At 69.2% G+C, this 24,809-nt stretch carries 32 protein-coding genes; 20 read left to right on the plus strand and 12 right to left on the minus strand.

Annotated elements, in window-relative coordinates; translation table 11 throughout:
- Positions 1 to 42: 42 nt before the first annotated feature.
- The 3 genes from DVH23_RS02490 to tmcA form a co-directional block, all read right to left on the minus strand.
- A complete protein-coding gene (locus DVH23_RS02490; protein ID WP_114575842.1) occupies positions 43 to 1,386 on the minus strand; it encodes an alkaline phosphatase family protein in 1,344 nt (447 codons plus the stop codon).
- A 75-nt stretch (positions 1,387 to 1,461) separates the two neighbouring features.
- Positions 1,462 to 1,860, minus strand: a complete 399-nt coding sequence (locus tag DVH23_RS02495) for a hypothetical protein (protein ID WP_114575843.1) — start codon at positions 1,858 to 1,860, stop codon at positions 1,462 to 1,464.
- A 54-nt stretch (positions 1,861 to 1,914) separates the two neighbouring features.
- A complete protein-coding gene (gene tmcA, locus DVH23_RS02500; RefSeq protein WP_114575844.1) occupies positions 1,915 to 4,155 on the minus strand; it encodes a tRNA(Met) cytidine acetyltransferase TmcA in 2,241 nt (746 codons plus the stop codon).
- 283 nt (positions 4,156 to 4,438) lie between these two features.
- Here tmcA and rpl7ae point away from each other — a divergent pair, with 283 nt between their 5' ends.
- The 7 genes from rpl7ae to trpB all read left to right on the plus strand — a co-directional run bounded on the left by rpl7ae (position 4,439) and on the right by trpB (position 8,087).
- A complete protein-coding gene (gene rpl7ae, locus DVH23_RS02510; protein ID WP_114575899.1) occupies positions 4,439 to 4,801 on the plus strand; it encodes a 50S ribosomal protein L7Ae in 363 nt (120 codons plus the stop codon).
- A gap of 11 nt (positions 4,802 to 4,812) precedes the next feature.
- On the plus strand, positions 4,813 to 5,037 hold the full coding sequence (locus DVH23_RS02515) for a 30S ribosomal protein S28e (protein ID WP_114575845.1): 225 nt from the start codon (positions 4,813 to 4,815) through the stop codon (positions 5,035 to 5,037).
- Between the two features lies 1 nt (position 5,038).
- A complete protein-coding gene (locus tag DVH23_RS02520; RefSeq protein ID WP_114575846.1) occupies positions 5,039 to 5,416 on the plus strand; it encodes a 50S ribosomal protein L24e in 378 nt (125 codons plus the stop codon).
- Positions 5,413 to 5,877, plus strand: a complete 465-nt coding sequence (ndk, locus tag DVH23_RS02525; protein ID WP_114575847.1) for a nucleoside-diphosphate kinase — start codon at positions 5,413 to 5,415, stop codon at positions 5,875 to 5,877. The genes DVH23_RS02520 and ndk overlap by 4 nt, the downstream gene beginning before the upstream one ends.
- A 260-nt stretch (positions 5,878 to 6,137) precedes the next feature.
- Complete coding sequence (locus tag DVH23_RS02530) at positions 6,138 to 6,491, plus strand: hypothetical protein (RefSeq protein ID WP_114575848.1); 354 nt, start codon at positions 6,138 to 6,140, stop codon at positions 6,489 to 6,491.
- Between the two features lie 37 nt (positions 6,492 to 6,528).
- Entirely contained in the window at positions 6,529 to 6,894 is a 366-nt protein-coding gene (locus DVH23_RS02535; protein ID WP_114575849.1) for a VOC family protein, read from the plus strand.
- Positions 6,895 to 6,932: 38 nt separating this feature from the next.
- Complete coding sequence (gene trpB, locus DVH23_RS02540; RefSeq protein WP_114575850.1) at positions 6,933 to 8,087, plus strand: tryptophan synthase subunit beta; 1,155 nt, start codon at positions 6,933 to 6,935, stop codon at positions 8,085 to 8,087.
- 114 nt (positions 8,088 to 8,201) lie between these two features.
- On the opposite strand, the gene DVH23_RS02545 is transcribed toward trpB, so the two are convergent.
- Positions 8,202 to 8,477: a hypothetical protein gene (locus tag DVH23_RS02545; protein WP_114575851.1), complete on the minus strand. Its 276-nt coding sequence runs from the start codon at positions 8,475 to 8,477 to the stop codon at positions 8,202 to 8,204.
- Positions 8,478 to 8,624: 147 nt separating this feature from the next.
- Here DVH23_RS02545 and DVH23_RS02550 point away from each other — a divergent pair, with 147 nt between their 5' ends.
- Positions 8,625 to 9,008, plus strand: coding sequence for a hypothetical protein (locus DVH23_RS02550; RefSeq protein ID WP_114575852.1), 384 nt, complete (start codon positions 8,625 to 8,627; stop codon positions 9,006 to 9,008).
- Positions 9,009 to 9,053: 45 nt separating this feature from the next.
- The gene (locus DVH23_RS02555) at positions 9,054 to 9,665 is read left to right on the plus strand and encodes a translation initiation factor IF-2 subunit beta (RefSeq protein ID WP_114575853.1); all 612 of its coding nucleotides are present in this window, start codon (positions 9,054 to 9,056) and stop codon (positions 9,663 to 9,665) included.
- Positions 9,666 to 9,677: 12 nt separating this feature from the next.
- Here the strand turns inward: DVH23_RS02555 and DVH23_RS02560 are convergent, their stop codons facing one another.
- The 4 genes from DVH23_RS02560 to gatD form a co-directional block, all read right to left on the minus strand.
- A complete protein-coding gene (locus DVH23_RS02560; RefSeq protein ID WP_114575900.1) occupies positions 9,678 to 10,046 on the minus strand; it encodes a cupin domain-containing protein in 369 nt (122 codons plus the stop codon).
- Between the two features lie 61 nt (positions 10,047 to 10,107).
- Complete coding sequence (locus tag DVH23_RS02565) at positions 10,108 to 11,598, minus strand: molybdopterin-dependent oxidoreductase (RefSeq protein WP_114575854.1); 1,491 nt, start codon at positions 11,596 to 11,598, stop codon at positions 10,108 to 10,110.
- A gap of 152 nt (positions 11,599 to 11,750) precedes the next feature.
- A complete protein-coding gene (locus tag DVH23_RS02570) occupies positions 11,751 to 12,659 on the minus strand; it encodes a GNAT family N-acetyltransferase (RefSeq protein WP_114575855.1) in 909 nt (302 codons plus the stop codon).
- Positions 12,656 to 13,903, minus strand: coding sequence for a Glu-tRNA(Gln) amidotransferase subunit GatD (gatD, locus tag DVH23_RS02575; protein ID WP_114575856.1), 1,248 nt, complete (start codon positions 13,901 to 13,903; stop codon positions 12,656 to 12,658). The genes DVH23_RS02570 and gatD overlap by 4 nt, the downstream gene beginning before the upstream one ends.
- Before the next feature lie 93 nt (positions 13,904 to 13,996).
- On the opposite strand from gatD, the gene DVH23_RS02580 reads away from it, so the two are divergent.
- Both DVH23_RS02580 and thiE read left to right on the plus strand, forming a co-directional pair.
- The gene (locus DVH23_RS02580; protein WP_114575857.1) at positions 13,997 to 14,428 is read left to right on the plus strand and encodes a hypothetical protein; all 432 of its coding nucleotides are present in this window, start codon (positions 13,997 to 13,999) and stop codon (positions 14,426 to 14,428) included.
- Between the two features lie 22 nt (positions 14,429 to 14,450).
- On the plus strand, positions 14,451 to 15,092 hold the full coding sequence (thiE, locus tag DVH23_RS02585) for a thiamine phosphate synthase (RefSeq protein ID WP_114575858.1): 642 nt from the start codon (positions 14,451 to 14,453) through the stop codon (positions 15,090 to 15,092).
- A gap of 10 nt (positions 15,093 to 15,102) precedes the next feature.
- Here the strand turns inward: thiE and DVH23_RS02590 are convergent, their stop codons facing one another.
- The gene (locus tag DVH23_RS02590; protein WP_114575859.1) at positions 15,103 to 15,789 is read right to left on the minus strand and encodes a metalloregulator ArsR/SmtB family transcription factor; all 687 of its coding nucleotides are present in this window, start codon (positions 15,787 to 15,789) and stop codon (positions 15,103 to 15,105) included.
- 61 nt (positions 15,790 to 15,850) lie between these two features.
- The gene (locus tag DVH23_RS02595) at positions 15,851 to 16,405 is read right to left on the minus strand and encodes a hypothetical protein (RefSeq protein ID WP_114575860.1); all 555 of its coding nucleotides are present in this window, start codon (positions 16,403 to 16,405) and stop codon (positions 15,851 to 15,853) included.
- A gap of 275 nt (positions 16,406 to 16,680) precedes the next feature.
- On the opposite strand from DVH23_RS02595, the gene DVH23_RS02600 reads away from it, so the two are divergent.
- Genes DVH23_RS02600 through DVH23_RS02615 form a run of 4 tightly spaced genes read left to right on the plus strand, consistent with a single transcriptional unit; the run spans position 16,681 to position 19,849 of the window.
- Positions 16,681 to 17,019: a DUF5802 family protein gene (locus DVH23_RS02600; protein WP_114575861.1), complete on the plus strand. Its 339-nt coding sequence runs from the start codon at positions 16,681 to 16,683 to the stop codon at positions 17,017 to 17,019.
- A 42-nt stretch (positions 17,020 to 17,061) separates the two neighbouring features.
- The gene (locus DVH23_RS02605; RefSeq protein ID WP_114575862.1) at positions 17,062 to 18,075 is read left to right on the plus strand and encodes a DUF1611 domain-containing protein; all 1,014 of its coding nucleotides are present in this window, start codon (positions 17,062 to 17,064) and stop codon (positions 18,073 to 18,075) included.
- On the plus strand, positions 18,072 to 19,109 hold the full coding sequence (locus tag DVH23_RS02610) for a dipeptide epimerase (protein ID WP_114575863.1): 1,038 nt from the start codon (positions 18,072 to 18,074) through the stop codon (positions 19,107 to 19,109). The genes DVH23_RS02605 and DVH23_RS02610 overlap by 4 nt, the downstream gene beginning before the upstream one ends.
- Positions 19,110 to 19,159: 50 nt before the next feature.
- Entirely contained in the window at positions 19,160 to 19,849 is a 690-nt protein-coding gene (locus DVH23_RS02615) for a bacterio-opsin activator domain-containing protein (RefSeq protein WP_114575864.1), read from the plus strand.
- On the opposite strand, the gene DVH23_RS02620 is transcribed toward DVH23_RS02615, so the two are convergent.
- A complete protein-coding gene (locus DVH23_RS02620) occupies positions 19,846 to 20,169 on the minus strand; it encodes a hypothetical protein (RefSeq protein WP_114575865.1) in 324 nt (107 codons plus the stop codon). The genes DVH23_RS02615 and DVH23_RS02620 overlap by 4 nt on opposite strands.
- Positions 20,170 to 20,258: 89 nt before the next feature.
- Here DVH23_RS02620 and DVH23_RS02625 point away from each other — a divergent pair, with 89 nt between their 5' ends.
- Positions 20,259 to 21,197 (plus strand): A/G-specific adenine glycosylase, encoded by a 939-nt coding sequence (locus DVH23_RS02625; protein WP_114575866.1) that lies wholly within the window; start codon positions 20,259 to 20,261, stop codon positions 21,195 to 21,197.
- A gap of 29 nt (positions 21,198 to 21,226) precedes the next feature.
- Here the strand turns inward: DVH23_RS02625 and DVH23_RS02630 are convergent, their stop codons facing one another.
- Positions 21,227 to 21,445: a hypothetical protein gene (locus DVH23_RS02630; RefSeq protein ID WP_114575867.1), complete on the minus strand. Its 219-nt coding sequence runs from the start codon at positions 21,443 to 21,445 to the stop codon at positions 21,227 to 21,229.
- 122 nt (positions 21,446 to 21,567) lie between these two features.
- Here DVH23_RS02630 and DVH23_RS02635 point away from each other — a divergent pair, with 122 nt between their 5' ends.
- The 4 genes from DVH23_RS02635 to DVH23_RS02650 form a co-directional block, all read left to right on the plus strand.
- Positions 21,568 to 22,206, plus strand: a complete 639-nt coding sequence (locus DVH23_RS02635; RefSeq protein WP_114575868.1) for an NADPH-dependent FMN reductase — start codon at positions 21,568 to 21,570, stop codon at positions 22,204 to 22,206.
- Positions 22,207 to 22,333: 127 nt separating this feature from the next.
- Complete coding sequence (locus DVH23_RS02640) at positions 22,334 to 22,933, plus strand: YIP1 family protein (RefSeq protein ID WP_114575869.1); 600 nt, start codon at positions 22,334 to 22,336, stop codon at positions 22,931 to 22,933.
- Between the two features lie 171 nt (positions 22,934 to 23,104).
- Positions 23,105 to 23,692, plus strand: coding sequence for a hypothetical protein (locus tag DVH23_RS02645; protein ID WP_114575870.1), 588 nt, complete (start codon positions 23,105 to 23,107; stop codon positions 23,690 to 23,692).
- A 142-nt stretch (positions 23,693 to 23,834) separates the two neighbouring features.
- A partial coding sequence (locus tag DVH23_RS02650; protein ID WP_157972306.1) for a site-specific DNA-methyltransferase occupies positions 23,835 to 24,809 on the plus strand: 975 nt, incomplete at its 3' end.

Raw genomic sequence — 24,809 nt, forward strand, 5'->3', positions numbered from 1 at the left:
TGACCTGCGAAAAGTGTTCGTGATAGAACCAGTCCGCGTCGCCTACAGGAGGCTCGCGCCGTCGAACTCGCCGCGGTTGAAGTCGACGTCCATCAGGTCGAGGATCGTCGGCGCGATGTCGAAGAGGTCGGCGCCGTCGGTCGAGACGCCGGGCTCGTCGACGTACAGCGAGGTGTCGTCGAAGCTGTGCATCCCGTTTCGGGGACCGGTGTCGAACACGTCCGCGTCGCCCTTGAAGCCGGCCTTGAAGTCGAACCCGTTGGCCGGGATCGCGACCAGGTCGGGGGCGATCTCGTCGTGGTCGCCCCGGAAGGCGTCCTCCTTCTCGACGACCCGATCGACCACGTTCCGGCCGTCGGGACCCTCCAGGTCCTCCAGCATCCCCGCGAGTTCGTCCCGGACCGCGTCGTACTCCTCCTCGGGGACCGATCCGCGGGGCTCGCGGCCCTCCAGGTTGATGTAGAACCGACCGGGGATGAAGGAGTACGCCCGGGTGTCGTCGGCGATGTCGCCGAGCTCCTCGGGCTCGTCGGTCGAAAAGGAGAGCCAGCCCTGTTCGGCGAGCCAGGCGTTGAAGTGGACCTCGTAGTCGAGGCTCGTAAAGCCGTGGTCGGAGGCGACGACGAGGGTGACGTCCTCGGGGAGGGCCTCGCGGATCCGGCCGAGGTAGTCGTCGACGGTCCGGTAGAACTCCATGAACTCCTCCTTGTACTCGCCGTCGCGCTCGTAGTCCTTGAACAGGAAGTGGTTGACCCGGTCGGTCGTCATGAAGACGCCGAAAAAGAGGTCCCAGTCGTCGGCCTCGATGTAGTTCCGGAAGGCGTTGTATCGGGCCTGGACCGTCTCGCGGGCGTCCTGAATGAACTCGGACTTGTCCGCGTCGTGGCCGAGTTTCGGGTTGACGTCGATCCGGTAGTCCATCCCCTCCAAGGTATCGCGGGCGTCGTCGGGATAGGCCGCCTTCTCGAGGTCCGGCGAGAGGAACCCGGAGACCATTCGCTGGACGTCGCGCTGTGGGGGGAAGGTGACGGGAACGTTCATCACGGTCGCCTTCCGACCGGCCTGCGTGACCCGGTCCCAGACGCGGGTCGCCTGGACGTCCCGGCCCATCGGGACGTACGTGTCGTAGGTTCCCGACTCGCGGTCCTGGAAGCCGTAGACGCCGGTCTCGCCGGGGTTCACGCCGGTGGTAAGCGAGGGCCAGCAGGCGCTCGATTCCGGCGGCACGATGCTGGATATCTCGCCGGCCGAGCCGTCGCCGGCGATCGCGGCCATGTTGGGGAACTCCTCGGGATGGTCGGAGAGTAGACTGTACGGCACGCCGTCAATTCCGATGAACGCGACCCGGGGATCGCCGTCGCCCCGCAATCGGTCGAACAGACCCATGGAGCCCGGTAGTCCGACCGGATACAAGAAGGTTCGTTTCCGGACACTGTTTTCGGTGAGGGCGGCCGCCGGCCCCTAGTCGTTCTCGTCGCCGCCGTCGTCGATATCGATGTCGATCGGATCGACCGCGCTCCCGTCCTCTCGGTCCCCGCCACGCCCGCTCTCGCCGCCGCCCGGGATCTTCGTCCTGAGCTCGGAGGCAAACGACTGGACCTGGTCGCGGATCGTCTTGACCTCCTCTTTGAACTCCTCTACGGTCCGCTCGACGTGGTAGACCCGCTCGGCGGGGATCCGCCGAACCAGGTCCCGGCCCTCCTCGTCCTCGCCGGTCTTGATGATCCAGTGGTCCTGGAAGTACGCGATGTGTTCGTTCGGCACGGTCCAGTCGTCTACCTCCCCCTCGGGGGTCTCGTAGACGATCGTCGCCTCTCCGACGTCGCGGTCGAGCTCGAGGTCGTCCTCGGTGTCTCCCATACCCCTCACTCGGGGGCGGCCCCGAAAAGAACCCCTGGTTGCAGGGCCAAGCCTTCACTCGAAGCGGTCCCTGACCGCGAGGGCGGCCTCGCCGCCGTAGGCATCGACCAGCGGGCAGAGCGCGTCGCCGAGCGCCCGCATACACTGGCCCGTCGAGTGATACCCCAGGAGGTCGGCGGCGGCGGCCCACTCGCGGGCCTCGAGGACGCGGGCGACGAGCAGGCGTCGTTCGCGCGCGGAGAGCCCCAGTTCCCGCCCGTCGAGAAAGTAGCGGACGACCAGCGTCCGAAAGGGGCCGGGGTCGACGTCGAAGAGGCCGGGACCGTAGGCGCTGCCGGCGACGATCCGCCACTCGCCGTCGGAAAGCGAGAGGGCGGGCGGATCGATGTCGATGCTCTCGAGTAGACCGCGGGCGACGTCGGGGTCGAGATCCGACAGCGAGTCGGAGGCGATCGCCGGAAAGCGCCGGGCGAAGCGGGCTCCGTGGCGGTCGGCGAGCTCTCGGCCGGCCTCGCTCGTCGGCGCGAGCATGATCGTCGAGTACTCGCCGCTGGCGTCGTTTCTGGTCGTCGAACAGTGGACCGCGCCGTAGCCGTTCTCGTCCCAGAAGGAAACCAACTCGGGGGTCGCGCCGAAGCCGGTTCCGAGCCAGTCGGCGTCCCCGAACTCCTCGCGGACCCGGCGGAGAAGCAGCGAGCCGAGGCCCCTCGAGCGGGCGGCGTGGTGGGTCGCGATCCGCATCACGCGCAGCCCCCGGAGCCGGCCCGCCTCCTCGTCTCTGAGCTGGCTCGTGAGCACGTCCGGGATCATGTTTCCTCGAATGCGCTCGCCCTCGTACATCCCCGCGCGCCACTCGGCGGAGAGCCCGCCCTCGCGGGCGAGCAGACAGACAGCCACGACGTGACCGTCGTGGGTCAGCGCCCGAACGTGGAGGTTCGGCGCGTCGAGCACTCTGGCCAGGTCGTCGGGCTCGGTCCGGTAGTGTGCGAGGACGAGCAGGCCGAACGCCTCCCCGAGGAGGGTCTCGTCGGTCGCGAGTTCGTCCGGGTCGAGCCGGCGGTAGCTCGCGGTCTCGGGGGTCGCGTCGGCGACGACCTGGCCGACCGCGGGGCGAGCGCCGAGCTCGAGGGCGTGGCCGGCCCAGGCCTCGACGGGGTCGCCCGCGGCGTACCGGATCGGCTCGGCCAGGGCGAGTTCCCGGACGTCGTGGCGGCTCTCGGCGAGCCGGTCCATGAAGCGAACCGAGAACCCCCGGCCCGCGCCCTCGTAGCCGTGGACCGTCGTCGCGAACGCGAGCCGGTCGGCCGCGAGCAGGTCGGTGAGCCGTCGGACCGGGACGGCGGCGGCCTCGTCGACGAAGGTGAGGTCGGGCTCGCCCGCCCCGGCCGCCTCGACCGCCTCCTCGGGGGGGCGGAACTCGACGGAGCCGTCGCCCGCGTCGACCTGGCCCGGCTCGGGGCGCTCGGTCGTCGAGTCGAGTTCCGTGAGGAGCTCCTCGGTCCGATCGAACAGTTCGCGGGCGTTCCGGAACGCCGGCGCGGTCACGAGAACGTCCTCGCCGCGGGCGGCGAAGCAGGCGGCGGCGAGCCCGAGAGCGCTCGACTTCCCGCGGCCGCGGTCGGCCTCACAGACGACCGCCCTCGGCTCCGGCTCGACGAGGGATTCGAACGCCGCGAGCGCGTCGGCCTGATCCCCCGTCAGGCAGGCGTCGTAGGCCGCCGTCGGAAACAGGTGATCGTCGGGGAGCTCGAAGCCCTCGTCGGGAAGCCGCGGGGTCGGATGGGTCAGGCCGTCCCGGAGGAGCCGGTCGCGATCGACGTCGGCGATCGCGACCCCGCGGTGGGCCCCCAGGGTCGAGACGAGGCGCTCGCGAAACCGACCCGACACGTCCTCGAGGCCGAACGGCGGAACCGCGAGCGACTCGTCGAACCCGTCCCGGCGGTCGGGCCAGCCCTCGAGGGCGGGCACAAGCAGGATCAACAGGCCGCCGCCGTCGACCGCCCCGACGACGCTACCCAGGGCGTTCGGCCGGAGCGTCGCGTGGGCGTCGACGGCGACGACCGACCGGGTCGCCCCCAGAAGCCGGCCGCTTTCGGCCGTTTCGAGGTGCTTACACCGGAGCCGGTCGTCGGGACCGACGAGCGTCGTCTCGCCGATCCCGACCGGGAGCGCCTCGAGGACGGTTTTGAGGGCGTCGTACCCCCGCTCGCGGTCGCCTGCGAGCACGAGCAGCCGCCGCTCGGTTACCTCCCGGGCTTCCGCCGAGAGGGCGAGGGCGGCACGTTCGACGTCCATACCGTCCGTTGTCGGCGCGGGCGAAAAGCCTCCTCGGTTTTCCTCGGGACCCAACGGGACGGATCGGGGCGAAAAGGGACGGATCGGAACGAAACGGGCGTGCGGGGGGCTCTCACCCCCTCGTCCGTTTGAACACGCTTTTAAAGGGTGATACGCTACGTGGTCGTACAGCCTGCGCGGGGTTGATGATGCTCCTAGCCCTACAGGAACTCCGCCGGTACCCCGGCCCGGGACGCGCCCGGACGGCAGGGGAGCGCGAGCCCACGCGCGGGAGGTGACCACAATGCCAGTCTACGTAACCACCGACGTGCCGGCCGACCTCGCCGAGGACGCCTTAGAGGCCCTCGAGGTCGCCCGGGACACAGGAACGGTCAAGAAAGGAACGAACGAAACGACCAAAGCGATCGAGCGAGGCAACGCCGACCTCGTCTACGTCGCGGAAGACGTCTCCCCCGAGGAGATCGTCATGCACCTTCCCGAACTCGCAGAGGAGAAGGGGATCGAGGTCGTCTTCGTCGAGACCCAGGACGACGTCGGCCACGCCGCCGGCCTCGAGGTCGGCTCGGCCGCGGCGGCCATCGTCGATCCCGGCGAGGCCGACGACGACGTCTCCGAGATCGCAAGCAAACTCGAGGACCTCGACTGAGGTGAATTGAGATGAGCGCTGAAGAGGGCGAAAGCGGATCCACGCCGGCCGAGGTCATCGAGATCGTCGGCAAGACCGGCATGCACGGCGAGGCGATGCAGGTCAAGTGCCGGATCCAGGAGGGAGAGAACCAGGGTCGAATCATCACCCGGAACTGCCTCGGGCCGGTCCGCGAGGGCGACATCGTCCAGCTCCGAGAGACCGCCCGCGAGGCCGACTCCATCGGGGGCCAGTAGGATGGTCGAACACCGCACCTGCGACTACACCGGCGAGGAGATCGAGCCCGGCACGGGCATCATGTACGTCCAAACCGACGGCTCGATCCTCCACTTCGTCGACTCGAAAGCCGAGAAGAACTACAAGCTCGGCCGCGAGCCCAGAGACCTCGAGTGGACCGAGGAGGGCCGTCGCGGGAAAGGCCCCGCCGACGCCGCGACCGACCCGGACCGTGCCGAGGAAAGCGAGTTCGACGACGACGGCGAGACGGCGACCAGCGACCGGGTCGAAGCCGAGACCGAGCCCCAGGACGAGGTCCACGAGGACGACGAGAGCGAGGAGGGCGACGGCGGCGAGGACGCAGACGGGATCGACGCCCAGGAGGACGGAGACCAGTGAGCGACCACGAGCGCACGTTCGTGATGGTCAAGCCCGACGCGTTCGCGCGCGGGCTCGTCGGCGACGTGATCTCCCGGCTCGAGGAGCGTGGCCTGAAACTCGTCGGGATCAAAGTCGAGACGATGCCCCGCGAGCGCGCCGAAGAGCACTACGGCGAACACGAGGACAAGCCGTTCTACGACGACCTCGTCGAGTTCATCACCTCCGGTCCCGTCGTCCCGATGGTCTGGGAGGGCCAGGACGCGACCCGGCAGGTCCGCCGGATGATCGGCGACACCGATCCCGCGGAGGCTGACCCCGGCACGATCCGGGGCGACTACGCGTTAGACCTCGGCCGGAACGTCGTCCACGCCGCCGACCACGCCGACGAGGGCGCCAACGAGCGGGAGATCGGACTCCACTTTGACGAGGACGAACTGACGGAGTACGACGCCCACGACGCCGAGTGGCTCTACGAGTAACGAGCTTGCACTGAGCCTCGCGGCCGGAGGGCGCCGTCGTCCGGTCGGTTCCCGGACCGGTCGGTTGTATTACTCGATTCTCGGGAGCGAGAACGACTGTCTCGTGAGAGCTGTCGCCGGTTCGCCGGCCGATCGGCCTGCGTCGACTCCTGGCGCCGACCGGACATATTGTATGTTGGAGGGACACAACAACTAATGTCGATGGGGGAGTAGCCCGCATCGGTGGTCACGAATGGTAACTCACGGTAGGTGGTGTGTGAATGCGTGAGACCGAGCGATCGGCCGCGCGCCTCGTGCGGGAGGCGCCGTCGCTCGATCTCGTCTTCGATCTGCTCGCCGACCGCCAGCGGCGGTACGCGCTGTACTACCTCTCGGAGGCCCGCGACGGCGTCGCGACCGTAGACGACCTCGTCGAACACGTCTCCCGTCTCGAGGACGGTCCGGGCGAGCCGGGGCGGGCGTCGGTCCGGGCCGCGCTCGAACACGTCCACCTCCCGAAACTGGCCGATGCAGGCGTGATCGAACACGACGCGAGATCCGGGACGGTGCGTTACTGGCGCCAGCCCTCGATCGAGGAGTGGCTGGAGCACGCCCGGTACAAGGAGCGTTCGTAGCCGGCAGGCTTTTGAGAGCCCCGGGCGAGCGGCCCGCATGGACGTCCTGCACGCGGCGATCCGGGTCGACGACGTCGAGGCGATGAAAGCGTTCTACACCGAGGGTCTGGGCTTGGAGCGCAGCCGGGAGTTCGAGCGAAACGGCGTCACGAACTACTTCCTGGCCGGCGAGAGCGACACCGAGATCCAGTTCAAGTACGGCGAGGGGGTCTCCGCGGGCCCGAGCCCGAAGGAGGGGTTCGATCACACCGCGATCGCCGTCGACGATATCGACGACGCCGTCGATCGACTCGTCGCCGACTACGGCGGGGAGCTAAAGGAAGAGCCCACGGAGTTCGGAGACGTTCGGATCGCGTTCGTCGCCGATCCCGACGGCTACGTCGTCGAGTTGATCGAGGAGTAGCGGACGGATTTATGACGGTCGGCTCCCCTTCTCCGGACATGTCCGAGGGAGAGTTCGAGGGTTACGGCGGCCGACACGTTCCCGAGCCACTTTTCGAACCGCTCGCGACGCTCGCGGCCGCCTACGACGAGGTCGGCGACAGCGAGGCGTTCCAGACCGAACTCAGGGGCTACTTGGAGGACTTCGCGGGCCGACCGACCCCGCTGTACCACGCGGCGAACCTGAGCGAGCGCTACGGAGCGGAGATCTACCTCAAGCGCGAGGACCTCCTCCACGGCGGCGCCCACAAGATCAACAACTGCCTGGGCCAGGCGCTGCTCGCCAAACGGGCGGGCCGAGAGCGCCTGATCGCCGAAACCGGCGCCGGCCAGCACGGGGTCGCGACCGCGATGGTCGGCGCCCTGCTGGGCCTGGAGACGGAGATCTACATGGGCGAGAAGGACGTCGCCCGCCAGGAGATGAACGTCTTCCGGATGCGCCTGATGGGCGCGGACGTAACCGAGGTCACTCGCGGGGGCGCGGGGCTCGCGGATGCGGTCGACGCCGCCCTGGAGGACTTCGCCGAGAACGTCGACTCCACCCACTACCTCGTGGGCAGCGTCGTCGGCCCCGACCCGTTCCCGCGGATGGTCCGGGACTTCCAGAGCGTGATCGGCCGGGAGGCCAGAGAACAGTTCCGCGAGCGAGTAGGTGAATTGCCCGACGCCGCCGTGGCCTGCGTCGGCGGCGGCTCGAACGCCATCGGCCTCTTTCACGCCTTCCGGGACGATCCCGTCGACTTCTACGGCGCCGAGGGCGGCGGCGAGGGAAGCGAGTCGGATCGCCACGCCGCGCCCCTCGCGCGGGGCGAGGACGGCACGATCCACGGGATGCGAACCCGGGTCATCGACGACGACGTCGAGGTCCACTCGGTGTCGGCGGGACTGGACTACCCGGGCGTCGGCCCCGAGCACGCGATGTTCCGGGCCGTCGGGCGGTGTGAGTACACCGGGGTCACCGACGAGGCGGCGCTGGCGGCGTTCCGGGAACTGGCCGAGACCGAGGGGATCATCCCGGCACTGGAGTCGAGCCACGCGGTCGCGCGGGCGATCGAACTCGCCGAGGAAGGAGCCCACGACACGATCCTCGTCAACCTCTCGGGACGGGGCGACAAGGACATGGCGACCGCGGCCGAGAAGTTCTCCTTCCAGTAGTTCCGCCGGCCGACGACTACTCGGCGAGTGCGAGCGCGAGGCCGGTGCCGACGTTCGCCATCGTCACCGAGACGCCGACGACGAACAGCCCCAGGACGAACGCGAGATCGACGGCTACGGGCGCACCTGGGGCACCGTCAGGCCGGTCACGGCGAGCGCCGACAGCCCGCCGAACGCGCCCGACCAGAGCCGCGGGCCCGATCCCCAGTCGGAATCGCTCCGTAGCAATCCCGGGATCGAGTCCGCGTTGTGAACGGTCAGTCCCGCCCCGATCGCCCAGAACCCTCCGGCGTAGACGGCCAGCAGAGGGGCGCCGGCGGTCAGGAAGGCAACTCCGGCGACGCCGATGCCGAGCGCGATCGCCGCGATCCAGGCGTGCGTCCGGGTCATGTGTGTTACTAGTTAATAGCTCGTGATAAGTCCGTCGTGGATTCCTCCGACCGGGAGGCCCCGCCGCTGGAGGTCCCGTCGCCGACCCCCACGAGCCCCGCGTTCGCCGGCAGCCCGTTTTTCGGGCCGGCCGCCGTACCGTCGGCCATGAGCGACGGACCCAGCCGCGACCGCGCCCAGGATCGAGCGGAGGCACGGAAGTCCGAACGTGCCGACCGGACCGAGGCGGTGTTGGAGGAGGTCGAATCCCACCTCGGCGGCCTGGAGTACCCCGTCACGGGCGAGGAGCTGGCGGTCGAGTACGCCAACGATCCGATCGACCTGCCCAACGAGACCGAGTCGCTGGGAAGCGTCTTCGACCGGCTGGCAAACGAGGAGTTCGAGACCCCCGAGGAGGCCCGCGAGGCCGTCCACGGCGAGATCACCGGCGAGGCCGGCGGTCCGGCGGAAGCGAACCCCGAACGCGACCTCGAGAGCATAGAGGAGGAGAGTCAGGGGTCGCTGTCGGACGCGGGCGGCGACCAGCACTGAGGACGAGAGCAGAACGGATTTACGTCGCCGACCCCCACTAAGGGTATGGATTATAGCTCGAGTCTCGACCGTGCGATGGAGGAGGTCCCCGACATCGGCGGGGACCAGGAGCGTCTCGACATCCCCGACCCGACCGCACAGAAAGACGGCGCCTTTACCCGGTTTACCAACCTGGGGGAGATCGCCGACGTGCTCTCGCGGGAAGCCGAACACGTCCACCGGTTCGTCCAGCGCGAACTGGGGACCAGCGGGAAGTTCGCCGACGGACGGGCCCGCTACAACGGCTCCTTCTCGGGGACCGAGTTCGGCGCGGCGATAGACGCCTACGTCGAGGAGTACGTCCTCTGTTCGGAGTGTGGCCTCCCCGACACCCGCCTCGTCCGGGAGGACCGCACCCCGATGCTCCGGTGTGACGCCTGTGGCGCGTTCCGCCCCGTCACGAAGGGCCGGTCGGGCGGCCAGCAACAACAGCAGAAGGAGGCCGTCGAGGAAGGGAAGACGTACACCGTCGAGATCACCGGGACGGGTCGGAAAGGCGACGGCGTCGCCGAGAAAGGCGAGTACACGATCTTCGTCCCCGGCGCAGAGGAGGGCGACGTCGTCGAGATCTACGTCGAGAACATCTCGGGCAACCTCGCGTTCTCGCGGCTTGCGTAGTCGGGCGAGAGGTTAGGGATCGTACGGTTCGACGTCGTCGACCGCCGGCGCGCCGACCGCGAGGACCGAGACGGGAGCGTCGGCGCTCGCCGGATTGTGCGCCCGGTGGGGGCTCCCCGGGTCGGCGACGAACGCCTCCCCGCGTCCGACGACGAACTCCCGCTCGGGGGTCTCGACGTGGAGGGTCCCCTCGAGGACGTAGAAGACTTCCTCCTGTTCCCCGTGGACGTGGTAGGCAAGCGGGAGCTGTTCGCCCGGCTCGGCGTCGTAGCGCCGGATGCCGACGTTGTCCAGGCCCGCGGCGTCACTGATCGAGCGCGCGTCGACCGGTCGGTCCGGAAGCGAGTCGAGGTCGTCCGGGTCGATGACGTGGTAGCCCATGGCGGGCGATCGGTCGCGGGGCCCATAGTCCTCACCCATGCTGGCGGGTTCCCGCGGGCGGTCAGACCTGTACGGTCTCGCGGTGCCACCCCGTCGCCCCGTCGGGGAGCGTATCCGCCTCCTCGTCGGTCTGGACGGTGCCGTCGGCCTCGATCGCGCGGACGACCACGTCGAACTCCGAGCCGTCGGGGGCGTCGAACGCGTATCGCCACCGACGCCAGGCGTGGGGGGCCAGTTGGGCCTCCAACTCGCCCTCGTTCCAGGTCTCGCCGCCGTCGACGCTGACCTCGACCCCGGCGATCTCCTCGACGCCCGTCTCGAGCCCGCCGAAGGCGACGCCGCCGACCGTGACCCGGTCGCCCTCGCGCGTGGCGGCGCGGACGTACGACATCGTGTTGGCGATCGCCCGCTCGTTCCAGTCGCGTTGCTCCCAGTAGGCCTCGTGTTCGGCCTCGGCGACCTCGATCCGGGTGATCCACTTGGTCATCTTCATCCCGTAGCGGCCCGGGACGAGCAGGCGCGCCGGGAACCCGTGGCTCCGCGGGAGCGCCTGCTCGCCCATCCCGTAGGCGATCAGGACGTCCTCGCGCTCGACGAGCTCGAGCGGGATCGCCTCGCTGTAGCCGTCGGCGGCGTGGGTCACGAGATCGACCGCCCCCTCCGCCGGCTCGGCCGCCTCGACCAGCGACGACAGCGGGACGCCCGTCCAGTGGGCGGTCCCGATCAGGTCGCCCCCGACCGGGTTCGAGATACAGATCAGCGTCGTGGTCTGCTCGACGCTGTCGTCGTGGCCGCGTAGCTCCTCGTAGCCCAGTTCGTATGGCTCCTCGACCGCGCCGTCGATCCCGAGGCTCCACGATTCCGGGTCGATGTCGGGGTCGTCGACGCTGATGTCGATGGTGTAGTGGTTCCGGGGAGGCGTGACGGCGGCCGGCATCCCCTCGAAGTCGAAGGCGGGGTCGCCGGAGGGTGGCGAGATCGACCGTGACAGGGGCTCGCCGGCCCGATCGCCGCCTTCAGACTCGAACCGGGAGAACAGCGCGCGGAGCCCGGCGGCCGAGACCGCCCCGGCGGCCACGACCCCGCCGACCCGGCGGAGGAACCGTCTGCGGTTCGGCGGTGCCGGCGGGCGCGTCAGGTACTGTGCCGCGAGATACGGCGCGCCGACCGCGACGACGAACGCGACGGCGACCCCGATCGAGAGGCCGCCGCCGGTCGCGAGAAACAGCCACGCCGTCGCGACGGCGACGGCGACGGCGTACGCCGGGGTGAGCACGTCGGGCGCCCGCGGTCGGACGATCTCCGCAATCGCGGCCGCGGCGAGAACCGCAGCGACGACGCCGGCGACCAGCGCCGGCTGGGCGGCAAAGCCGAGGAGGCCGATCGCCGACGACGACAGCCAGCCCGGCGAGCGAACGATGACCGCCTCGGCGACGGTCACGACCGCAAAGCCGCCGACGAGCGGCGAGACGACGAACGACGCGGCGATCCACGTCGCCGCGACGACGATCCCTATCGCCGCCCGTTCGAACCGCGTCGAGGCCGTGTTCATGATACGTATTGGCTTGGGGATGCCCCGTGATAGCTTCCGCGGAGTTTCCCCCTTGAATACCGAGGAGGACGCCGGACGGAAAAGCGCGACGCCGAACAGTGATGGATCGGGGCCGTCCGAGGAGGGTGGGAACGAAGCGAATCGCGTCCCGTCTACCGAGTGAGGTCGATCCCGAGGACGAAGTCGGGCTCCTCGCTGACCGCGTCGGCGACGGAGGCGGCGTCGCTCACCGTCTCGGCGGTCTCGGGGAGACAGACCCGGACCTCGCTGGCGCCGACCGCGGCGGCGTCCCGGGCGATCGCCCCGAACAGCGCGCGGGCGCCCTCGAGGTCGGCCCAGGCCGCGCCGGCGTACTCCGCCCGGGTCCGGACCTCGCCGTCGTCGCCGGTCCGTTCGTCGACCCGGCTCCGGTAGGCCGAGCCCCGGAGGCCGTCGCCGTCGGCGACCGCGAGCGCCGGCAGTTCCGTCAGGTCCTCGCGGGTGAGCTCCCGGAGTGCCCAGCTCTCCTCGGGGGCCAGCCCGAGCCCCCGGAGGTGTTCGCGGGCGGGGCTATCGGTCCAGTAGCGCCACGCCGCCGCGGGCTTTTCGAGAACGTCGTACCCCTCGGGGATCGCCGCGTCGGGGTCGGGCTCCGGGTGGGCCCACCGGAACTCCGTGATCGGCTCGAACCCGCTCGAGCGCGCGGCGGCGAGCGAGGCGACGTTCCACGAGAAGATCATGACCCGACCGACGGTCGCTCCCCGGTCGCGCGCCCAGTCGAAGGAGGCGCGGTTGAGCCGGCCGCTTATCCCCTGCCTGCGGTAGTCGGCGTCGACCCGCATCGTCTGGAACCAGGCTTCTTCCGGGCCGACCAGTACGGCCTGGACGATCCCCGCGACGTCGTCGCCGACCTCCGCGACGAACGTCTTCGTGTCCTCTGCGCCCTCCTCCTCGAGCCAGTCGTGGTAGATCTCGGGGAGGTAGTCGCCGCCCCGATCGGCCCAGACGTCCTCGACCATCGCGACGACGGCGTCGTAGTCGTCGTGGGTCGCCCGACGGATCCGCACGTCCGAGACGCTCATGCCCACGGAGTCGACCGCCGGCGGAGTTCGCCCGAAAGCGAGGTCTCCATCGCCTCGGCGGGATCGTCGGCGTTCGCTAACGCCCACATCAGCTTGACCTTCGCCGTCCCGGGGAGGGTGTCGCCGGCCTCGATCACGCCCGCATCGAGCAGGTCTCGGCCGGTGTCGTAGACCCGATCGCAGACCCGACCGTCGAGACACTGGCTCGTCATGACGACCGTCGTCCCGTCGTCGACCAGTTCCTCGATCCGCGGGATGAGGTCGGTGTGGACGTGACCCAATCCCGTGCCCTCGATGACGACTCCCGACTTCCCCGCCATCGCGTCGAGGAGCGCGGGGTCCATCCCGGGAGTGAACTTGAGGAGGTCGACGTCGTCGGCGAGTGCGGGCGAGAGGGCGAGTTCCGATTCGTTTCGTCGTTGGTGATCGCGGTGGAAGACCGCCTCCTCGGTGTCGTAATCGATGGTTCCCAGCGGGTCGGCACCGACGGTCTCGAAGGCCGCCCGGCGCGAGGTGTGGTTCTTCCGGACGCGGGTCCCCCGGTGGAGCGCACAGCGGTCGTCGCTCCCGGTGGCGTGCATACAGACCAGCACCTCCGCGCAGTCTGCTTTGGCGGCCTCGACCGCACAGACCGCGTTCATCACGTTGTCCGAGGACGGGCGGTCGGCCGAGCGCTGGGAGCCGGTGAAGACGATCGGGACCGGCGTCTCGAGCATGAAGGAAAGCGCCGACGCGGAGAACTGCATCGTGTCCGTGCCGTGCATGACGACGACGCCGTCGGCGCCGGCCTCGATCTCCTCGGAGACCGCGCTCGCGAGCTCCTGCCAGATCGGGACCTCCATGTTCTCGCTCAGGATGTTCGCGACGACCCGGCCGCGGTAGTTCGCCCGGCCCGCCAGGTCGGGCACCGCCCGGAGGACGTCCTCGGCGTCGAAGCGGGCGGTGACGGCGCCGGTCCGGTAATCGACCGTCGAGGCGATCGTTCCTCCCGTCGAGATCAGCGCGATCGTCGGCAGCTCGTCGTCGAACTCGACGGCCGAACGCTCGCCCTCCGCGTCCCGGGCGTCCCCGATATCGTGGACGCCCTCCGCCAGCACGTCGACCGACGCGGCCTCCCGGTCGATGCCGACGTTGTAACCGCCGTCGAGTTTGACGACGAGGTGGGCGTCGGTGCTGGAGGGAAGCACCACCCCCTCGTAGGTTCGGTCCCCGCGGTCGGCACGAACGCGGTCGCCTGGATTCATGCCTGGAGGGTCGGGCCCGCCGGACTTCAAGCCATCCGTTCGGCCCCGCCCGCGAGCCAAAGACCCATAGGGCCCGCCGACCACGCCACCACCATGAGCGACCGAACGGAATCGACCGCCGGCGGGAGTTCGGACGGCGAGTCCTGGCTCGCGTCGCTGTCCGCGATGCCCTCGATGCCGGGGGCAGAGAGCTACTTCTCGCTCCGTGCGACCGTCGGGATCGCCCTCGCGGTCGGTGCGGGCATCCTCCTCGGGGGAATGACGCTCCCGGCCGGACGGCTCACCGGGCTGGCCGCGGTCGCGGTGACGATCGGCGCCCTCGCCCCGCGGCGCCTGTACGCGGAGGTCGTGACCGCCGGGATCGCCATCGGCGGCATCTCGGCGCTGTTCAACCACGCCTTACTGGCCGCCGGGTCGGGCGAATCGATGGCCGCCGTCGGGTTCTCGACGGGCCTCATGGTCTGTCTCACCGGCTACTACCTCGGGCGGCTCGCTCGCTCCCGGCTGGGAATCGGAGGGTCGTAGGCCGACCGCCGACCCCACAGTCATGACGCAGACACCACCCGACACCTGGACGACCTACCTCGTCACCCAGGAATCGGTCTCGGCTCGCTCCACGCCGGAGGTCGTCCGCCGCGCGCTCTCGGGCGGCATCGACGCCGTCCAGCTCCGTGAGAAGGGGACGGCGGCCGCCGACCGCCACGAACTCGGCCGGAAGCTCCGGGAGCTCACTCGCGAGGCGGACGTCCCCCTGATCGTCAACGACCGTGCCGACCTCGCGCGGGCGATCGACGCCGACGGCGTCCACGTCGGCCAGTCGGACCTCCCCGTCCCCGTCGCCCGCGAGCTGGTCGGCCCCGACCGGATCGTCGGTTGTTCGGCCTCGACGGTCCCGGAAGCGAGGCGCGCGGAGGAGGCGGGCGCGGACTACCTCGGCGTCGGCGCGGTCTACGGCACCGACTCGAAGGACGTCGCCGACCGCAAGGACGGGATCGGCCCCGAACGGATCGCGGCGATCGCGGAGGCGACGTCGATCCCCGTCGTCGGGATCGGCGGGATCACGGCCGACAACGCCGGGAGCGTCGTCGAGGCCGGCGCCGCCGGCGTCGCCGTCGTCGGCGCCATCGCCGCCAGCTCGGATCCCGAGAGCGCGACACGGGGGCTTCGGGCGGCAATCGAAAGCGAGTGACCGATGACGATCAGTCGGTCGGGGGGGTCTCGGCTTCCGCCTCGCCGGTCGCCAGCTCCCAGCCCCGCTCCGAGCGCCGGACGATCCCCTCGTCGGCCATCTCCTCGAGGAGCTCGCCGATGACCTCCCGCGGGGCCTCGACCTGGTCGCTGAGCGTTCCCACTCCCTTTGGCTCCTCGCGGATGCTCGCGAGCACGTCGGCGTAGATCCGGCTCTCGGGTCCGGTGCCGACGTGCTCGGAGATGCGATCGAGGACGTCACAGAGCCGGCCCTGGACCCACCGCTGGGCCAGCGAAAGCTCGTTTTCGAGCCCCTCTAGGTCCTCCAGGGCCCGGAGGAGTTCGTCGAGTTCGCTCGAATCGTCGTAGGAGACGTCCAGCGAGAGGTGCCGACAGGTGGTAATGTCGAAGCTGTTGTTCGATGGGTAGGCGCTTTTCGCGCCGAAGCCGTACGGCGAGACGCTGACCTCGAGGCGGACGTTGCGGGCGATGTGGAAATATTTGCGGCGCTGGTCGTCGGTGCGGCTCTCGACTAACCCTGCCTCCTCTAGCTTCCGGAGGTGTTCGATCACCGCCTTCGGGCTCACGCCGAGGTAATCGGATATCTCGGTGACATAACAGGGTTTGTGCGCTAGCAGTCGGAGGATCCGGCGGCGGTTCTCGTTGCCCAGAAGGTCCAGAAGCGCCGCAGAGTCCATCGGTGGACGGTAGGAGCCGGGCGCTCAAAAGGGTGTCTGACCGACAGCGATCCGACAGGAATCAGGACGTTCCAGTCGCGATCCCGGCGTCCGTACGGTTCGACTCGGCCAACTCCGCCGCCCCCGTCCGAAGCTCCGCGACGCTCTCGCTTTCGATGCCGACCTCGTCGGCCCGGGGCGCGAGCTCGTCGATCGCTCGCTCGAGGGTCTCGATTTCGGCCTCGAGGCGGGTCAACTGCGCGGTGTAGGCGAGCGAGGCGGCCTCGGGCCGGTCGGCGATCGAGGAGGCGTTGGTGCGATCGGAGAGCCGGTCGTGTTCGTCCCGGAGCGTCGAGAGCTTCGCCTCGAGTTCGGCCGTTCGTTCGGCGACGGCGGCTTCGCGGCGGTCGGCGTCGCCGTTCTCGTAGCCGGCGAGGAACATGCCGGTCGTGACCGCCGCGCCGGCGTCGGCCGTACTCGACTGCAGGAACGTCGAGAGTTCGGTTCCCATCGGGCGCTCGGCGCCGGCCGGCTCGTCGGTCCCGTCGTCACCGTCGGCGACGGCGATCGAACCCGCACTGGCGACGACCACGCTCAGGACGGCCAGGACGAGAAGAGCGGAGCGGATCGTGGTCATCGGTCGCGATCATGTCGCCCAATGTAAAAAACCCGGAGTTCCGTTCGGATCGTTTACCCGTCTCAGTCGCCCCTTTCGCTCCGTTCGAACCGTTCACGACCGTTGTGTCGCCCGACCGTTTGAGACGCGTTCGGCGGCTGACGGCAGGCGGGACGGCGAGTAGCAGTCGTCGAACCGGGGCCGGCGGCGGCGGCGGCCGAAAGGACGCTGATAGCGCTCGGGCTTAACTCGTCCGGCCAACCGTTATGTTACTTCGACCCATGGGTACTAATATCATGTTCGAGGCCTTTTCGGGAGGCTACTATCTCGGCCGTCTCTACGTGACGCCGACCGACGGCGACCGCGTACTGATGGACGACGGCCAGCACGAACGCGTCAACCGGGAGCTGTACGCGACCGGCGAGGGCGTCGAGCCCCTCGACACCCCGGTCGTGATGAAACTCGACGCGACCCACTTCCGGGTCCACGGGGACGAGGCCGTCCCGGCGAACACCCTCGAGATTCCCGAGGCGCTCCTCGAGGACTCGCGGATCAGAAATCCCCCACAGCTCCGGGAGGTCCTGCTCGCGCGGCGCGAGCGGGCCCGACAGCTCGTGGCCTACGGCGCCGGCTGATCCGACCGCTACGTTTACCCCGGGAACCGACGATAGCCCGCCATGGACGTCGCGATCCTCGCACACGAGAAGTTCCCCGACCTGGCGAAGACCGCCACCGGAGTGCTCCGCTACGGCGACCGGAACATCGTCGCCGTCATCGACCGCGACCGGGCGGGCGAGCGGGTCAAAGACCACCTGGCGGGCGACGTACGGGACGCCCCGATCGTCGCGGGCATGGACGAGGTCCCCGCGGCCGACGCCCTCCTGATCGGGATCTCGCCGATCGGCGGCGGGTTCGAGGAGAGCTGGCGCGGGGACGTCCGCGCCGCCCTCGAGCGGGGCTGTGACGTGATCTCCGGGCTCCACTACTTCCTCGCCGACGACGAGGAGTTCGCGGCCCTCGCCGCGGAGTACGGCGCCGACCTGTGGGACGTCCGCAAACCCCCCGAGGACCTCTCGGTCGCGGAGGGGATCGCGGGCGAGGTCGACGCCGAGGTCGTGCTGACGGTCGGTACCGACTGCTCGGTCGGGAAGATGACGGCCACGATGGAACTCGCCCGCGCCGCCCGCGAGGCGGGCCACGACGCCTGCGTGATCCCGACCGGCCAGACCGGGATCATGATCGAGGGCTGGGGGAATCCGGTCGACCGCGTCGTCAGCGACTTCACCGCGGGCGCCGTCGAGGAGATGGTCGTCGAGCGAGGCGGGGAGTACGACTACCTCTTCGTCGAGGGCCAGGGCAGCATCGTCCACCCCGCCTATTCGGCGGTCACCTGTGGCATCCTCCACGGCGCCGCGCCCGATCGGCTGGTGCTCTGTCACGAGGCCGGCCGGGAGGCGATCCACGGCTACGAATCATTCGAGCTTCCGCCGATATCGGAGTACGTGGATCTCTACGAATCGCTCGCCGCCCCCGTCGCGCCGGCCCCCGTCGTCGCCGGCACGCTGAACACCGCCGGCCTCGAGGAGGGCGCGGCCGGCGAGGCCATCGCGGCCTACGAGGCCGAACTCGACGCCCCAGCGACCGACCCCATCCGCCGGGACGCCGCCGACCTGCTGGAGGCGGTGCTGTGAGCCTCGAGACGGAGTTCGAGCGAGTGGCCCTCCCGCTCGAGTACCCCTTTACGATCGCCCGGGGGACCCAGACGACCGCGGAGACCGTCGTCGTCCGGATCACCGACGGGGACGGGACGGTAGGGATCGGTGCCGGCGCCCCCTCGACTCACTACGGCGAGACCGTCGCCACCGTCGCGGCGGTGCTCCCCGACCTGCTCGCGGCCGTCGAGGACGTCGGCGATCCCCACCAACTCGCGCGGATCGAACGCCGGATGCGCGAGACCGTTGCGGGGAATCCCGCGGCCCGCTGTGCGGTGAGCATCGCCTGCCACGACCTCGTCGCAAAGCGCCTCGACCTCCCGCTCCATCGCTACTGGGGACTCGACCCGACGGAGACCGTCGAGACCTCCTACACCATCGGGATCGACGACGCCGAGCGGATGCGCGAGAAAGCCGAGACCGCCATCGAGCGGGGCCACGACAGGTTGAAAGTCAAACTCGGCACCGACCGCGACGGGGAGATCGTCCGGACGGTCCGGGACGTCGCTCCCGACGCGACCCTCACCGTGGACGCAAACGAGGCCTGGACTCCCCGGGAGGCCGTCCGGAAGATCGACCGGCTCGCGGACGAAGACGTCGCGTTCGTCGAACAGCCCGTTCCGGCCGAAGACCCCGAGGGCCTCCGCTTCGTCTACGAGCGGTCGGCGCTACCGATCGCCGCCGACGAGTCCTGTGTCACCCTCGCCGACGTTCCGCGGGTCGCGGGGCGATGCGACGTCGCGAACATCAAGCTGATGAAGTGTGGCGGGCTCCGGGAGGCGTTCCGGATGATTCACGCCGCCCGCGCCCACGGGCTCGAAGTAATGGCCGGCTGTATGACCGAGTCGAACGCCTCGATCGCGGCGGCGTGTCAGCTCGCACCCCTGCTGGACTATGCCGACCTCGACGGCTCCCTGCTGCTCGCCGACGACCCATACGAGGGGGTCCCGATGGAGGGCGGACGGATCGACCTCGAGGCGGAGCGGCCGGGAACGGGCGTCCGGCCGCGGTGAGACGATCGGAAAGAGCAGGGTACTTACGCACGCAAGCCGACGCCCCGGCCATGGGAGGAACGGTCGTCGAGATCGGACTGGCAGCCGAGGAGTTCGCACTGAGCCAGACCGCAGCGCGGTTCGAGGACCTCCAGTACGAGATCGAGCGGGTCGTCGCTCACGACACGGATCACGTCATGCCCTACGTCTGGATCGACGGGCCGAGCGTCGGCGAGATCGAGTCCGTACTGGAAGACGACGACAGCGTCGAGGAGTTCGACCGGCTCGCTGATCTGGAGGAAGAACGACTGTACCGGATGGAGTGGGTCGATCAGATCGACACCCTGGTGCAGATCCTGGTCGAGGAGGACGGGGCGATCCTTTCCGCACAGGGCAACGGCGACGACTGGACGCTCCGCATCCTGTTTCCGACCCGGGACGCCCTCTCGCGGACCCACGACTACTGCGAGGACCAGGGCCTGCGGATGGACATCTACACGATCTACAACGTCGATGACGGCCGAAAGGGCCGCTTCGGCCTGACCGACAGCCAGCAGGACACCCTGCTTTCGGCCTTCGAGAGAGGGTATTACGAGATCCCTAGGGACACCTCGATGACCGAACTCGCCGAGGAGATGGACGTCTCCCACCAGGCGCTGTCCGAACGCCTCCGGCGGGGCCACGAGGCGTTAGTCGAGAACACCGTCGTCATCGGGCGCGAGGACGGCCCGGAAAACGATCGGAAGAAACGAGAAGCCTAGAACTGGTAGCGCCGTTCGTCGTCCATCGCCGGATACTGGTCGCCGCCGGTCATCTCCTCGTAGGTCATCCCCGACAAGTATTCATCGTAGGTGACATCGTACCCCGACCGGAGGTGAAAGTCGAGGTTCCCGGTCTCGACGGCCGACTGGAACAGCATGTGGATCGCCCGCCGGACGAGTTCGTCGCTCTCGTCGGGTCCCAGGGCCGACGAGAGGAGGGCGAGTTCGTTTCTGGTCTCGCGGTCGAGCGATATCGAGAGTTCGTCGCCGAAATCGGAGTAGGTGGTAGAGACGTCGTCGTTCAACTCCTCTAAGCTCATAGGGAGGGGTGACGAGCCCGGAGTATAGGCCTTTCGTCGCCGCCGGCCGAACCGGTAGCGGTAAACGGCGGGGTTCGTTAGGGCGAGCGATGAGCGAGGGTACGGATGCGGCGGGGGAGCCCGAGCCGTTCGCCGACGTCGATCGCGAGGCGGTCCGAACTGCCCTGATCGAGTGGTACGAGGCAGACCACCGCGAGTTCCCCTGGCGGGAGACCGACGACCCCTACGCGATCCTCGTCAGCGAGGTGATGAGCCAGCAGACCCAGCTCGGCCGGGTCGAGGAGGCCTGGGCGAAGTTCATAGAGCGGTGGCCCACCACGGCGGAGTTGGCGGCCGCCGACCGATCCGCCGTCGTGGGGTTCTGGACCGATCACAGCCTGGGGTACAACAACCGAGCGAAGTACCTCCACGAGGCCGCCCGACAGGTAGAAGAGGAGTTCGGAGGGGAGTTTCCCAGGAGTCCGGACGGCCTGCAGGAACTCATGGGCGTCGGGCCCTACACCGGCAACGCCGTCGCGAGTTTCGCGTTCGACAACGGCGACGCCGTCGTCGATACGAACGTCAAGCGGGTGCTCTATCGCGCGTTCTCGGTGCCCGACGACGACGCGGCCTTCGAGGACGCCGCGTCCGAACTGATGCCCGAGGGCGAGTCGCGGGTCTGGAACAACGCGATCATGGAACTCGGCGGCGTGGCCTGCACCCAGACCCCCCGCTGCGAGGAGTCGGGCTGTCCCTGGCGCCGATGGTGTGACGCCTACGCGACCGGTGACTTTACGGCGCCGGACGTCCCCACCCAGCCGGCGTTCGAGGGGAGCCGCCGGCAGTTCCGCGGACGGGTGCTCTCGACGCTCCGAGAGTACGACGATCTCCCGATCGACGACCTCGGCCACCGGATCCGGATCGACTACGCGCCGGAGGGCGAATACGGCAAGGAATGGCTGCAGGGGATCCTGGCGGACCTCTCGGAGGACGAACTGATCGAGATCGAGAACCGGGAGGGTGGGACGGTCGCGCGCCTCCGGCGGTAGATCGGGCCCTCGAAGGGAGAGCGGGGGAATTACGGTTCGTACGCGATCCGCTCGACTGCGACCACCAACCTGTAGAACAGGGAGACCACGACCGAGAGGAGACCGAGGGCGGCGACCGCGAGGACGGTCCGGAGCCGGAGAAACGACTGGCCGACCAGGACCGCGCACGCGAGGGCTACGAGCACGACGAGGAACGTGCCGATCCCGTACCGGGGCGGGATCCCCTCCTCAGAGCGAGCGGCCGACATGAGACGGCCATCGCGCCCACGCATCAAAAATGTAGATTTTTGGACGCCACGCGTCGGCCGAGAAACGAGGGCGCCTGGGCGCCGACAGTATCCTTTTGGCCCGGCCCGCCAACGAAGGGAGCATGAACCCGACGAAGTCGGAGGGACGGACCCGCGTCGAAGCCGACGGCGGCCAGGAGCCGATCCGCGTCGCCGCCCTCTGTGGCAGTTTACGGGAGGAGAGCTACACCGCCCTCGCGCTCTCGCGAGCCCTGGAGGAAGCCGGCCGTGGCGGCGCCGAGACCGACTTCGTTGACCTCCGGGAGCTCGAGGTGCCGACGTTCGACGCCGACATCGATCGCTCGGAGGCCGGGGACGCCGGGGAGGTCGCCGCCCGGCTTCGGGATGCGGACGCGATCCTGCTCGGGTCGCCGATGTACCACGGCTCCTATTCCTCGCCGCTGAAGACCGCACTCGACTACTGTGGGTTCGACGAGTTCGAGGACAAGACCGTGGGGCTGCTGGCGGTCGCCGGCGGCTCGTTTCCGGTGACGACCCTCGAACATCTGCGGTCGGTCTGTCGGTCGCTGAACGCCTGGGTGATTCCCCATCAGGCCGCGATCCCGACGGCCCGGACCGCCTTCGAGGACGGCGAGTTCGTAGACGAGAAGTTAGAAGAGCGCGTCGCGACGCTCGGCCGCCACGCCGTCCAGTACGCCCGGATCGAGCCCGACCCGGACTCCTTCGAGAGCGAGCAGAACGTCGGCGCCCGCGGGAGGTGATACTGCTGGCTGTAACTACGTGAAGATTCTCGCCAGTACGGGGCGCCGAGAACCTTGAAAGACGTCTCGCCGTAGTATGAACCCGAATCGGCAGACGCTTGAGGCCGCCATCCCGAGTTCGCCACGAATGACGACCTGGATCGAGGAGCCCGAGGGCGGCCGGGAGCGGGGTCCGCGGGCGATCGCGCGCGCCTGGCTCGAGGTGCTCGTTCGCCCGCGGCGGTTCTTCGAGGCCGGGGTCGCCCCGGGCGATCAGGCGCCCGGACTCGTCTTCTTCGTGGTCGTCGTCTTCTGTGCGGAGGCGACCCGCTACGCCCTGGAGCCGGGAGCGTATCCCGACCTCGGGGTCGCCCCGGCGCTGGCCGCGGCGTTCTGGCTCGGACTGGTGGTCCTGCTGGTCGCTCCCCTCGCTCTCCACGCCATCGCGGCGATCCAGACGCTCTGTCTGATGGTCCTCGTCCCCGATCGGGCGGGGATCAGCCAGACCGTGCAGGTGATCGGCTACGCGGCCGCGCCCTGTGCGCTCGCGGGGGTCCCGGTGCCCGCGCTTCGGCTCCTCTCTGCGTCCTACGGGGCGTTTCTCCTCGTCCTCGGGCTCGTCGTCGTCCACGACACCTCCCGCATACGGGCGGCGCTGGCGGGGGCGATCCCGGCGACACTCCTCTTTGGCTACGGCTTCCGGGGGTTCGCGGCGGCCGGCGACCTCGGGATCGGGGTCGCTCTATAGGCCGGGACCACCGCGCCAGCGAAGGGCGTCGAACCCGCTCTCGACGAACGACGACCCACATCGAACCGCCGCCGAGAGGGCGTCAGCGCGCCGCCAAGGAATTTTACGCTTCGAAAAGACACGATATCAATATTGGACAGACCTATCAGTGGGGACGTTCTCTGGTGAGACATGCCCGCAGACGAAGACGAAGCACAACCCCTCGCGGAACGTGTCGTCAAAGAAGCCGTGACCGTCGGCCTGGAGACCCCGATGCGCGAGCCGATCCTCGACGCCATCGACGAGGCGGGCGAGGGGAAGAAAGACCCCTCGCGGACGGTCCCGATGGCCGGCGCCCTCCTCGGGCTGGGCGCTGCCGCGGGCTACCTGCTCGGGGCCCGCGACGTCGACATCGACGCCGAGGACGTTCCGATCGACGACTTCGAGGAGCCCGACGTGATCGACGATGTCGTAAGCGGCGAGGACGAGGGAAGTGAGGACGCAGAAGAGGACGCCGAGGAGCCCTCCGGCGGCCGGCTCCGGCCGATCCTGGTCGGCCTCAGTCTCGTCGCGGCCGTCGCCCTGATCCGGCGCAAGCTCCAGTCGGGAGACGACGAGTGGGAGCCCATCGAGGAGTTCGAGACCGCAGACGAGGACGACGAGTTCGGCGGCGACTTCGACGACGACTTCGGAACCGACGACGACGAGGACGATGAGGAGGAGGCCGACGACGACGAGGACGAGGAAGAGGCCGAAGTCGAGGAAGAAGAGGCCGAGTAACCGGCGCTTCGGGCGGAGTTCGTCTTTTTCACGACTGCCGACCCGCGAGCCGGCGGTTCGTCGGTGTCCCTCGCCGACCCCCGAGAGGGCCTTCGAGCCGCGACGAAGGAGCTAAGGGACGGACGGCGAACCGAGGAGACGAATGGAGACGACCCACCGCGTCCGCGTCGGCGACGCACGCGACCTCTCGCTCGCCGACGACTCGGTCGAACTCGTCGTCACGTCCCCGCCGTACCCGATGATCGAGCTTTGGGACGACCTCTTCTCGGAGCTCGATCCGGCGGTCGGGGCGGCTCTCGAGGCGGGCGAGGGCGAGCGGGCGTTCGAAGCGATGCACGCCCAGTTGGACCGCGTCTGGGACGAGCTCTCCCGGGTGCTCGTCGATGGGGGCATCGCGTGTATCAACGTCGGCGACGCGACCCGCACCGTAGACGACCGGTTCCGGGTCTATCCGAACCACGCGCGGATCGTCGAGGCGTTCGCCGACCGGGGGTTCGACCCTCTCCCCGATATCCTCTGGCGAAAGCCGACGAACAGCGCCGCGAAGTTCATGGGCAGTGGGATGGTCCCCCCGAACGCCTACGTCACCCTGGAACACGAGCACGTTCTCGTCTTTCGCAACGGTGGCGAGTCGCGGTCGTTCGAACCCGGAGCCGAGCGGCGATACGAGGCCGCGTACTTCTGGGAGGAGCGAAACCGGTGGTTCTCGGACCTCTGGAGCGACGTCCGGGGGCGCCTGCAGTCCCTTTCGGGAGACGACCTCCGGGACCGCTCGGCGGCCTACCCCCTCGAGATCCCCTACCGGCTCCTGTGTATGTACTCCGCCTACGGCGACACCGTCCTCGACCCCTTCTGGGGGACCGGAACGACGACGCTGGCGGCGATCTGTGCCGGGCGGAACTCGGTCGGCTACGAGCTCGAGGAGGGGTTCGTCTCCGCCTTCGAGGAGCACGTCGGCGAGGTGGCCGACCTCTCGCGGTCGGTCGCCCGGCGCCGCCTCGAGGACCACCGGGAGTTCGTTTCCGAGCGGCGGGCCGACGGGGAGGACCTCGAGTACCGAGCCGAACGCTACGACGTGCCGGTGATGACAGCGATGGAGCAGCGAATCGCGTTCTAT

This window comes from Saliphagus sp. LR7 (assembly GCF_003344565.1).
GTDB classification, from domain to species: Archaea; Halobacteriota; Halobacteria; order Halobacteriales; family Natrialbaceae; genus Saliphagus; species Saliphagus infecundisoli.